Source organism: Vibrio sp. 10N.239.312.C11 (assembly GCF_041466065.1).
Taxonomy (GTDB): Bacteria; Pseudomonadota; Gammaproteobacteria; order Enterobacterales; family Vibrionaceae; genus Vibrio; species Vibrio tasmaniensis_A.
Genome location: NZ_JBFSRZ010000049.1, coordinates 26,034 through 36,923 on the forward strand (window position 1 = coordinate 26,034; position 10,890 = coordinate 36,923).

Below are 10,890 nucleotides of genomic sequence, written 5' to 3' on the forward strand. Positions count from 1 at the left end.
CTGTGAGTGTTAACAAGGACCCTAACAATAAGGATAAAAACAGATGCACAATATCACTGCTGAACGCGTTGCTGCGGTTCGAGCTTGGCTTGAAACAAGCAACCTAGATGCCGTTATCATTCCACATGAAGACGAATATCTAGGTGAATACGTTCCCGCTCATAACGAGCGACTTCACTGGTTAACAGGTTTCACTGGCTCTGCAGGTGCCGCTGTTATCACTCGTGAAACTGCTGCTATTTTTGTTGATGGTCGCTACACCGTTCAGGTTCGTAAGCAAGTACCAGCAGAGTTATTTGAGTATCGCCACCTTATTGAAGAACCGGCTTTAGATTGGATCATCAATTCATTGCCACAAGGCAGCAAGGTTGCATTCGACCCACGCATGCACACCGCCGCTTGGTTGAAAGGTGCACAAGTAAAACTAGCAGAGAAAGTTGAGTTAACGACACTCTCTTTTAATCCAATTGATGAACTTTGGTCTGATCGCCCTGAACCTGTAGTGTCTGATGTTCGCCTAATGGCAACAGACGCAGTTGGCCAATCAAGTGAAAGCAAACGTGCGGAGATTGCTGGTTTACTAAAAGCAAAAGGTGCGGACGCCGCTATCCTTACCGAGCTAGACTCAATCTGTTGGTTGCTTAACATTCGTGGCTTGGACGTATCTCGCCTACCTGTTGTGTTATCCAACGCGATCATCCACGCCGATGAAAGCGTCGATTTCTTCCTAGACCCAGCACGCATCCCAGCAGGCTTTGAAGCACACGTTGGTAATGGTATTCGAGTTTCTCACCCATCAGAGCTTGAAGCACGCCTTCAGTCTCTAGAAGGTAACAATGTATCTGTCGATTCAGGCACGAGCAATGCTTGGTACACGCTTGTTCTACAAAACGCTGGCGCTCACATCATTGAAGCAGCAGACCCATGCCTAATGCCAAAAGCTGCTAAAAACGCAACTGAGATTGCAGGTATGAAAGCGTGTCACATTCGAGATGGCGTGGCGATGGCGAAATTCCTGTCTTGGATTGATGCAGAAGTCGCGCAAGGTAACCTGCACAACGAAGCTGTACTAGCAGACAAAGTACAATCATTCCGCGAGCAAGACCCGACGCTGATGGATCTAAGTTTTGACACCATTTCAGCGGCAGGCGGCAACGCTGCAATGTGTCACTACAACCATGAGAACCAGCCTGAACCAGGTCAGCTAGAACTGAATACTCTGTACCTAGTCGACTCAGGCGGTCAGTACTTAGATGGTACAACCGACATCACTCGTACTATCGCGATTGGCCAACCAAGCGACGAAATGATTCAGCAGTTCACGTTAGCGCTTAAAGGTCACATCGGCATCGCACGAGCTCGCTTCCCACAAGGCACTCGTGGTTTCCAACTGGATATCCTAGCGCGTCAGCACTTATGGGCGGAAGGCTTCGATTACGATCATGGTACTGGTCACGGTGTTGGTCACTTCCTAAGTGTTCATGAAGGCCCACAAAGTATCTCTAAGAAGCTAATCGACGTACCTCTTGTTGAAGGCATGGTGTTATCAAACGAACCGGGTTACTACCGTGCTGATGAGTTTGGTATTCGAATCGAAAACCTAGAGCTCGTGGTTGAACTGCCAACTCAAGGTGATTTTTCAGTACTAACCTTTGAGTCGCTAACACGTTGCCCTATCGATAAGCGAAACATCAATGTTGATTTGCTAACACGACCTGAACTGGCGTGGCTGAACGACTACCATCAGAAAGTATGGAACGACGTTAGCCCATTAGTTGAAGGTGATACGCTGGAATGGCTACGCCAATCAACGACGCCATTAGCTCACGGATAATACTTCGCTAAGCTGTTAGCTGAACCAAAACGAGCTTGCTAGGTTAATAAGTTAAATAGCAAAACGGCTACCCAAAGGTAGCCGTTTTTATTTGCCTGTATCATTACATCGATGTTTCACGTGGAACATCAACCAAGATGCTAGTTAGCCTGAGTAAGCGCTATGCCAATCACGCCACACTGGGTCGAAACCACGCTGTCGGATCATCGACTCAACATCAGCTGCACTTCTCTCATCGCTAATCTCAAACTGCTCGAGTTCTTCCTCACCGGAAGCATAACCACCAGGCTGGGTCTTAGAAGCCGCCGACATACTCGTGATTCCCAATGGCAACACATTGTCGCGGAAGGTTGCCGATTCGCGAGTAGAAAGGGATAGCTCGACCTCAGGATTCAAGAGTCGATATGCGCAGATAAGCTGAACCAGCTGTTTATCGTTCATGATTGATTTAGGCTGTAATCCACCACCAGAGTCTCCACCCTCACACGGACGAAGACGTGGGAATGAAATTGAGTAACGTGTTTGCCAATAAGTACGCTCTAAGTAATCTAAGTGAGCAGCAACAAAAAAGCAGTCGGTTCGCCAATCTTCCAAACCAATCAAGGCACCAATACCTATCTTATCGATCCCCGCTTTTGCCAAGCGATCTGGGGTTTCAAGACGGTATTCAAAATCCATTTTATTGCCACGTAGATGATGCTCAGCGTAAGTTCTTGGCTGATAAGTCTCTTGGTAAACCATAACAGCATCTAGGCCGAGAGTTTTAAGCTCTGCGTAATCATGTTGATCAAGCGGCTGCACTTCCATCGCTAGGTAGTTGAATTGCTTTTTGATATTCGGCAACACCTGCCGAAAGTAATTCATCCCGACCTTAGTTTCATGTTCACCGGTGACTAACAAAACGCTATCGAACTTCATCTTTTTGATAGCCGCACTTTCGGCATCAATTTCATCCAAAGTAAGTGTGCGACGTTTGATACGGTTCTCCATTGAGAAACCACAATACGTGCACGCGTTAGCGCACAGGTTAGATAGGTATAAGGGAATATAAAGCGACATCGTATTGCCAAACCGCTTGCGAGTTAGTGCTAACGATTGTTGTGCCATCTGCTCTAAGTAAGGTTCTGCCGCCGGAGAGGTCAGAGCCTTAAAGTCTTCTAAGTCGCGTTTGGGTTTACTCAGAGCACGTTCAACATCCGCCGCCGTTTTACTGAAGATAGACATACCAATGTCATCCCAGTTTAGCTGTTTAAATCGATCAACAAACGTCATAACAATACTACTCGTCTAGGAATGAAGTTAGCGGGCTCGAAGCAACCGCGTGAGACACTTTTCCTGCAAGTCCAGCAAGGTAAGCCATTCGACCCGCTTCAACCGCCAACTTAAAAGCAATCGCCATATCAACAGGCTGTTGAGACGCAGCTATAGCCGTATTCACTAGAACAGCGTCCGCGCCCATTTCCATTGCACGTGCAGCATGTGATGGCGCGCCAATGCCCGCATCAACAATCACAGGGACATTCGCTTGGTCGATAATGATCTCTAAGAAGTCTGCAGACGCAATACCCTTATTTGAACCAATCGGCGCACCCAACGGCATAACTGCCGCACAACCCACCTCTTCCAAGCGCTTACACAAAACTGGGTCGGCATGGCAATAAGGCAACACAACAAAGCCATCTTTAACCAGTTGCTCTGCGGCTTTAAGCGTTTCAATTGGGTCCGGCATCAAGTACTTTGGATCTGGGTGAATTTCCAGTTTGAGCCAATTTGTGCCTAGCGCTTCACGAGCCAAGTGTGCTGCGAAAATTGCATCCTTCGCGTTCTTAGCCCCAGAGGTATTTGGTAGCAAGTTCACGCCAGCATCAATGATGGGCTGTAAAATATCATCTTGCTCAGAACGAATATCGACTCTCTTTAGTGCCATCGTCGCCAGTTGAGAACCTGACGCTTCGATAGCACTCGCCATCAAGTGCTTATTGGCGAACTTACCAGTTCCAGTGAAAAGTCGAGATTGAAACGTTTTATCTGCGATAGTTAGCATGGTTAGCCTCCTGCAATGGCTTGGAAAAGAGAAATAGCGTCGCCTTCATTAACGACCGTTTGTTGCCACTGACTACGCGGGACAACCGCATTATTGATTGCAAATACACAACCTAGATCAGGTAATGATAGAGCTTGGATAATGTCCGCTAGAGACGACGAGTGTGCTACTTGTTCTGATTGTTCGTTTATCGAGATCGTTATATGGCTCATTGGATTTCTTCTTCTAAATGCTTAACTACAGACGCACTGCACACAGGACATTCACTATCTTGAGTGACCATAAGGTTTTGCCAATTCATCGTCTGGCCATCGAACAGTTTGAGTTGGTGTGTTGCGACCTGAAACTCACCACGAGTTAGACGTTGAATAGCAGCCAAAGCTTGAAGGTTACCTATGGTGCCAACAACTGGGCCTATGATGCCGCTATCGCTACAACGAGTCGTTTGTGGATGATGTCTGAACGGGAACAAGCAGTGATAGCACCCTTTCTGATTGTGATAATCAAATACAATAAACTGGCCTTTCCAGCCAATTGCAGAACCAGAAATCAAAGGGGTCTTCGTGCTGAAACATGCTTGGTTAACCTGCTGGCGTGACTCGAAGTTGTCAGTACAATCCAACACTAAGTCAGCTAGCATCACTTCAAGCTCAAGCTGCCTTTCACTCATTCGTTGATTGATGGTTCTTACTTGGCTGCGACCATTGAGTTCACTCAGTTGTTGCTTCAACGCTTCAACCTTAGGCGAACCTAACTGATCTTCCCTGAACGCGACCTGTCGTTGCAGGTTCGATGAATCGACACAATCATCATCGACCAGCACGATCTTTCCGACACCCGAAGCCGCAAGGTAAAGAGCGGCAGCATTGCCTAAGCCACCACAACCAATCACTAACACATGGCTGTTTAATAGATTTCGTTGCCCTTGCTCACCGACTTCAGGTAACGCAATTTGTCGTTGATAACGAATAAATTCAAAGTCACTCAGCATAGCTAGGCTCCTGCATAACCTCTTCTTTGGCAGTCGGAGGTTTAGGCGTCATCAATTTTTCGAAAAATTCGATCACTTTTTGTGGGTCTTCCGCCAATGTAATCGCACGTACCACCGCTAAACTCGACACCCCACATTCCCAAACCTGCGCAGCTGTCGATTGGTCAATGCCGCCAATAGCAACCGTCGGATAACCGGTGAGTTGTTCTGTGTATGGGATAGTATCAATCAGATGTTGATACAGAGATAAGCGAACTAAACCTTGAGGCTTCGATGGCATCTGTTTAGTTGTTGTTGGGAAGATGTGCCCCAGCGCAATATAGCTTGGGTTAATTTGAACAATGCGCAGCAACTCGTAATAGCCATGAGTCGAGAGACCGATCTTAATACCTGCTTGGCTCAACTGTGAGAGGTTTGATTCTTCAATATCCTCTTGCCCCAAATGAACACCAAACGCGTCATGCTTGAGTGCAAGCTGCCAATAATCATTGATAAAAACCTGAGCGTTATGCTCTCGACCAAGCTCGATTGATCGCGCAACTTGTTGTTCTAAGTCCTCTTGCTGCGGGTTTTTAATACGTAGTTGAACAGTGTTGATTCCAAGCTTGAGCAACCTTTCGATCCACTCAACATCATCAACCACAGGGTATAAACCTAGACTATTCTTACTCAGCTCAGGAAAAGAAAGCACTGTCCCTTGATTAGCCCAACCAACGCTTATATCCAATCGTTGATCTTCAATAGCTGGAATTGGAAAGTTTTGGTAATGTGCTGGCCATGTTCCACGTGAAACATTGGACGATGCGCGAGCTAGAACCAGTGCATCTTCTAATGGGAATTCCAGCGCCAACAAAGAAAGTAACCAAGCGAAGTGACCACGACTATCTAACTCCTGACGAGCTGTAGTGTCACTCTTGATAGCACGATTAGCATCCCGGCTTGACCATATATCCAGTACAGCTGAACCATCTGAGACACCGATATAAATGGTATTCGGAGTTTGTATAAAGGCATCACAAACGTCAGTTAGCGCGACTGAACTACTGTAATCAACAACGTGGTTCAGTTTCGCTAGCTGACACTCCGCCAATGAATCAACATCATGAGCAAAGCCAATAGATAACGCCTGCTGAGTGTCAACGATAGAGAAGTATTGAGTTGGGCTTACACCCAACTCAACTGCATCGGTTGCCAAGCCTTGTCGCTTAGCAACCAATAGACAGTTCTGCACCTCTCCCGTTAACTCAATATTTTGAGATGGGATGAGTATCTTCACTGTCATTATTCCTCTAATTGAGCTTCTTTTGCACCTACTGCAGGATGGTAAAGTTCAGAGCCAGTATCACGGAACTCTTGTGATTTCTGACGCATCCCTTCCAACGGGTTATCTAGCATCTTAATCTCGATAGCCTGATCCGCGGCTACTTGTTCGGTGTCTTTCGCATATTCTCGGACTTCCTGAGAGATCTTCATCGAGCAGAATTTTGGTCCACACATTGAGCAGAAGTGAGCAACCTTACCGGATTCTTGTGGCAGAGTTTCATCATGGAAAGAACGTGCTGTTTCAGGGTCTAAAGCTAGATTAAATTGGTCTTCCCAACGGAATTCAAAACGTGCTTTAGATAATGCATTATCTCGGATTTGTGCGCCTGGGTGCCCTTTCGCAAGGTCAGCAGCGTGTGCAGCAAGCTTGTATGTAATCAGGCCGGTCTTCACATCTTCTTTATTTGGTAGACCTAAATGCTCTTTAGGTGTGACATAACAGAGCATCGCACAGCCGTACCAACCAATCATGGCCGCCCCAATACCAGAGGTAATATGGTCGTAACCAGGGGCAATATCTGTCGTCAATGGGCCTAAAGTATAAAAAGGCGCTTCATGGCAGTGTTCTAACTGCTCGTCCATATTCTCTTTGATTAGGTGCATTGGCACATGTCCAGGGCCTTCAATGATCACCTGAACGTCGTATTCCCAAGCCACTTTAGTCAACTCACCTAGAGTACGTAACTCCGAGAATTGGGCCTCATCATTGGCATCTGCAATTGAGCCCGGGCGTAAACCGTCACCTAATGACAGAGCAACATCGTACTTCGCACAGATCTCACAGATCTCGCGGAAGTGAGTATAGAGGAAACTTTCTTGGTGATGAGCAAGACACCATTTCGCGATAATAGAACCACCACGAGAAACAATGCCGGTCACACGTTTAGCCGTCATAGGAACGTAGCGAAGCAACAAACCAGCGTGGATAGTGAAGTAATCAACACCCTGCTCGGCTTGTTCAATCAAAGTATCGCGCATCACTTCCCAGTTAAGATCTTCCGCAACGCCATTCACTTTTTCAAGGGCTTGATACATAGGAACCGTACCGATTGGTACTGGGCTATTACGCAGGATCCACTCACGAGTCTCGTGAATATTACGCCCTGTGGAAAGGTCCATTACGGTATCGCCACCCCAACGGGTCGACCATACTAACTTCTCAACTTCTTCTTCAATCGAAGAGCTTACTGAAGAGTTGCCGATATTAGCGTTCACCTTCACTAAGAAGTTACGGCCAATAATCATCGGTTCTGATTCTGGGTGGTTGATGTTTGAAGGGATAATAGCTCGACCTTCAGCAACCTCTTTACGCACGAACTCAGGAGTAATTTCTTTCGGCAGGTTTGCGCCAAAGTTATGGCCAGGATGTTGGTGGTTAAGCTGCTCATCAGCAAACTTCTGACGTCCCATGTTCTCACGTATAGCAATGTACTCCATCTCAGGAGTGATAATCCCCTGACGAGCATAGTGCAGCTGAGTAACACATTGATCGCCAGTCGCGCGACGAATTCTAGGTAGGTTGCCGTAACGAAGGTCGTCTAGAGTTTCATCTTCTAAACGTTCTTTAGTGTAAACAGAGCTTACATCGTCTAACAGTTCCGTATCACCACGCTCATCAATCCATTGCTCACGCAACTTAGGAAGGCCACTATACAGGTCTATTTGATGTGTCGGGTCAGTATAAACACCTGAGGTATCGTAAACTTGAATGGGTACATTAGGTTCGAATACAGGCTCTTTTTTGCTACCACCGACAAGGCTATCAGCGAGTGATATTTCTCGTACAGGGACTTGAATATCTTCTCGAGATCCTTGGATATAAGCTTTTTTTGAATTTGGATAAGGTTGTACGGATAAAGAATCGATGAAATTCTTCGCTTCCAGTCTTGCTTGTTTACGACTCGACATAGCATTTTTCCTTGGCTTTTAGCCATTATTTATAGGGATAAAAATGCTTGACGGATTAGATGCTACAAGAGGGATCACGGTAAGAAATACAGTTGTGATCTGGAGATAGATCTCTAGAGGGATTCTAGTTAGATATCTACTCTTGTTCCCTTCGCAGGTATTAGCCTGATCAGGTTCAACGGATCCCGAGTTAACGGTCTCAGCCATATGGCACTCCGACAAGTTCGATCGAGTATATAAAAACGGCTTGGATAAACCAAGCCGAGTTGTTAACAAATCGTAAGAAAGTTTTAAGACTTTATCAAAAGTTGGAAGCCGATCCATGCTGCTGAGATGCTGAGAACCACGTTGAGTAACACATTGAGTCCCATCTTAAAGAAAGCACCCTGCTGCATAAGAAGCACGTTATCCATCGAAAATGTAGAAAATGTAGTCAGTGCTCCAAGGAAACCAAGACCGATAATTTGTCTCCATGGTTCTGTCGCAACCATCTCATTCTCAAACGCTGCGATGAGTAAGCCCATAATTAAAGAGCCAATCACGTTAACAGTTAGCGTACCATAAGGAAAACCACGCCCTAGCATCACCACACATAACTCTGAAATCAAATAGCGCGAACAAGCACCAAATGCGCCACCAATGGCAATAAAACCTAAAATAGATAACTGACCCATGAATCCTCCCAAACAATAATCCCTATATTCTAGCTTTAACGCCGATAAAAGCGAGGGTAGAAACTAAGAATGCATGCGCAAATATTAAACGTTACAGGTGTCACTTAACTTCGATATATCCCATTAAACCCGTTTTCATGTGTTCTATAACATGACAGTGATACATCCAACGTCCTGGGTTGTCGGCAACAAATGCAGCTTTAGCTCGACCATTCTTTCCAAGTAACACAGTATCGGTATGGAAAGGTTCTTCAATTTTTTTACCATCAAGTTCCAATACAGTGAATGTATGACCATGAATATGAATCGGGTGATGATATTGAGTGACGTTCTTAAGATCGAATATGTAAGTCTTACCTAGCTCTAAAGTCGCCAACGGCTCAGGGATATTGTCTTTGCTCATCCCCTCCCACGCTCGTTTATTAGTAAGCCAAAATTTAGGCATCGATTTACCATCTTTAGATACAGGTGAAACCGCACCCTCCCACTCGAACACGAAATCGATCTCTTCAGCATTAGCAAGATCTAGGTTAGGTACTGGATTCAATGGTAATAATGGTAACACTCGCTCTTGAGAAAATGCTGAATCTACGACTTCAAATTCACACAAAGAAAAAGGGAAACGCCCCTTCATTTGGAGAACGTTAACTCGCTCACCAGCTTTAGGAGCGATCAGTCCGATATCAACACGCATCCCTGGACCAATTTTATGTTGAGTCAGTTTGTAAGGCGTTTTCACAGGGTTACCATCGATGGCAATCACCCAAGCCTCAGCCCCTTCGATAGCAATAGGATAAGTGATCGTATTATCGACATTAGCAATACGCAGTCTAGTCGCGGCATACTGCTTCAACTGATATACGGGTTCATGAACTCCATTAACACTACTCCACTCACCAGGAGTGCCCATACGAGCACTGAGTCGAGGAATCATTAAGTCTTTCCATTGACCCTGCTTGTCGATATGCCAATGTTTAAGCATCAATGCGTGTTCTTCGTCAAACTGCACGGGAGTGCTTTCTTCTACGATAATAAGGCCAACTAAACCCATACCAAGTTGTTTAACGCTATTCATATGTGGGTGATACCAAAATGTGCCAGCATCTGGCGGCGTAAACTCATAAATGAATGTTTCACCTGGCATAATCGGTGGCTGACTTAAGAAGGGAACACCGTCCATTTCGATAGGGATTCTTAAGCCATGCCAATGGATAGTCGTCGGCTCTGATAGCTTATTCGTAAAACGAATTGTGACCTTTTCACCCTGTCGACATCGAATCGTCGGAGCTGGGATCTGCCCATTAAAGGCTAAGACATTAGTATCAAATCCCGCGACTAACTCAGCTGTTGAAGGTTCAGCAGTTAAGTCATAAACATACTTACCTTGCCCATCAACAGACTGCTTCATAGAACAAGCGGGCAAAACAGTTAGTGCAGATATAGCGAGAGATGATTGAATAAACTTACGACGGGAAATATCCATATTTGTTGCCTTTTAGTAATAACGACCAAAATGTAACAAAATATTGAGAACAATTCTCATAAAGAAGTGGGGATTGTGCTGTTGGTTGTTTATAAAAGAGGCTGGGATAAGTGAGCACTTACCTTTCTAAGGTCAAATATCATCCAAGGCAAGAAATGACAGCTTAAATATCATACATATAGAAAGCCAAAAGACCTCTCTCTTCGACTCGATCTTCAAACTATTACGGAAGCGTTAAGGTTCGAATATCAACAGATCCAAATAGGAAAAATTGAGTAAAAACATTATGAGTCGAAGCTAATAAATAAGGCTCCAGAATTTCTGCTGAGACTTTAAATATGGTAGGAATAGAGGCTTAGACTACAACACGCGCTGTTTTGATAAGCCGGGGAATCCGCTGCTCTGCTAATCGCGTATATTAGATTCAGAAAGCAAAAAGGCTCTAGCATTTCTGCCGGAACGCGCAGTCTAGAGCCTTAAATATGGCAGGAGTGGAGATTTAGACTCCCAACGCGCGCTGTTTTGGTAAGTCGGGGAATCCGCTGCTCTGCTAATGGCATATATTAGATTCAGAAAGTAAAAAGGCTCTAGCATTTCTGCTAGAGCCTTAAATATGGCAGGGGTGGAGAGATT

9 protein-coding genes and 1 riboswitch are annotated in these 10,890 nt (G+C 45.4%); of the genes, 1 reads left to right on the forward strand and 8 read right to left on the reverse strand.

The window, feature by feature from the left end; all coding sequences use genetic code 11:
* Positions 1-43: 43 nt before the first annotated feature.
* The gene (locus AB6D07_RS17975; RefSeq protein ID WP_017103331.1) at positions 44-1,834 is read left to right on the forward strand and encodes an aminopeptidase P family protein; all 1,791 of its coding nucleotides are present in this window, start codon (positions 44-46) and stop codon (positions 1,832-1,834) included.
* A gap of 144 nt (positions 1,835-1,978) precedes the next feature.
* Here AB6D07_RS17975 and thiH read toward each other — a convergent pair whose 3' ends face one another.
* From thiH to AB6D07_RS18015, 8 genes are all read right to left on the reverse strand, one after another.
* Positions 1,979-3,106 (reverse strand): 2-iminoacetate synthase ThiH, encoded by a 1,128-nt coding sequence (thiH, locus tag AB6D07_RS17980; protein WP_017103332.1) that lies wholly within the window; start codon positions 3,104-3,106, stop codon positions 1,979-1,981.
* A 7-nt stretch (positions 3,107-3,113) separates the two neighbouring features.
* Positions 3,114-3,878, reverse strand: a complete 765-nt coding sequence (locus AB6D07_RS17985) for a thiazole synthase (protein WP_016795175.1) — start codon at positions 3,876-3,878, stop codon at positions 3,114-3,116.
* Between the two features lie 2 nt (positions 3,879-3,880).
* Positions 3,881-4,090 (reverse strand): sulfur carrier protein ThiS, encoded by a 210-nt coding sequence (gene thiS, locus AB6D07_RS17990; RefSeq protein ID WP_017103333.1) that lies wholly within the window; start codon positions 4,088-4,090, stop codon positions 3,881-3,883.
* Complete coding sequence (locus tag AB6D07_RS17995; RefSeq protein ID WP_017103334.1) at positions 4,087-4,869, reverse strand: HesA/MoeB/ThiF family protein; 783 nt, start codon at positions 4,867-4,869, stop codon at positions 4,087-4,089. Before AB6D07_RS17995 ends, thiS begins: the two co-directional genes overlap by 4 nt.
* Positions 4,859-6,151, reverse strand: coding sequence for a thiamine phosphate synthase (locus tag AB6D07_RS18000; RefSeq protein ID WP_017103335.1), 1,293 nt, complete (start codon positions 6,149-6,151; stop codon positions 4,859-4,861). Before AB6D07_RS18000 ends, AB6D07_RS17995 begins: the two co-directional genes overlap by 11 nt.
* Entirely contained in the window at positions 6,151-8,100 is a 1,950-nt protein-coding gene (thiC, locus tag AB6D07_RS18005) for a phosphomethylpyrimidine synthase ThiC (protein WP_017103336.1), read from the reverse strand. The genes AB6D07_RS18000 and thiC overlap by 1 nt, the downstream gene beginning before the upstream one ends.
* Positions 8,101-8,229: 129 nt before the next feature.
* Positions 8,230-8,328: riboswitch (TPP riboswitch) on the reverse strand.
* 62 nt (positions 8,329-8,390) lie between these two features.
* Positions 8,391-8,774, reverse strand: a complete 384-nt coding sequence (crcB, locus tag AB6D07_RS18010) for a fluoride efflux transporter CrcB (RefSeq protein WP_004736665.1) — start codon at positions 8,772-8,774, stop codon at positions 8,391-8,393.
* Positions 8,775-8,874: 100 nt separating this feature from the next.
* Entirely contained in the window at positions 8,875-10,257 is a 1,383-nt protein-coding gene (locus AB6D07_RS18015) for a multicopper oxidase family protein (RefSeq protein ID WP_017101246.1), read from the reverse strand.
* Positions 10,258-10,890: the final 633 nt, after the last annotated feature.

Excerpts from the sequence above, each read along its gene's own strand:
- AB6D07_RS17985 (WP_016795175.1), bottom strand. The coding sequence starts at position 3,878 with ATGCTAACTATCGCAGATAAAACGTTTCAATCTCGACTTTTCACTGGA.
- crcB (WP_004736665.1), bottom strand. The coding sequence starts at position 8,774 with ATGGGTCAGTTATCTATTTTAGGTTTTATTGCCATTGGTGGCGCATTT.
- thiC (WP_017103336.1), bottom strand. The coding sequence starts at position 8,100 with ATGTCGAGTCGTAAACAAGCAAGACTGGAAGCGAAGAATTTCATCGAT.
- thiH (WP_017103332.1), bottom strand. The coding sequence starts at position 3,106 with ATGACGTTTGTTGATCGATTTAAACAGCTAAACTGGGATGACATTGGT.
- AB6D07_RS17975 (WP_017103331.1), top strand. The coding sequence starts at position 44 with ATGCACAATATCACTGCTGAACGCGTTGCTGCGGTTCGAGCTTGGCTT.
- AB6D07_RS17995 (WP_017103334.1), bottom strand. The coding sequence starts at position 4,869 with ATGCTGAGTGACTTTGAATTTATTCGTTATCAACGACAAATTGCGTTA.
- AB6D07_RS18000 (WP_017103335.1), bottom strand. The coding sequence starts at position 6,151 with ATGACAGTGAAGATACTCATCCCATCTCAAAATATTGAGTTAACGGGA.
- thiS (WP_017103333.1), bottom strand. The coding sequence starts at position 4,090 with ATGAGCCATATAACGATCTCGATAAACGAACAATCAGAACAAGTAGCA.
- AB6D07_RS18015 (WP_017101246.1), bottom strand. The coding sequence starts at position 10,257 with ATGGATATTTCCCGTCGTAAGTTTATTCAATCATCTCTCGCTATATCT.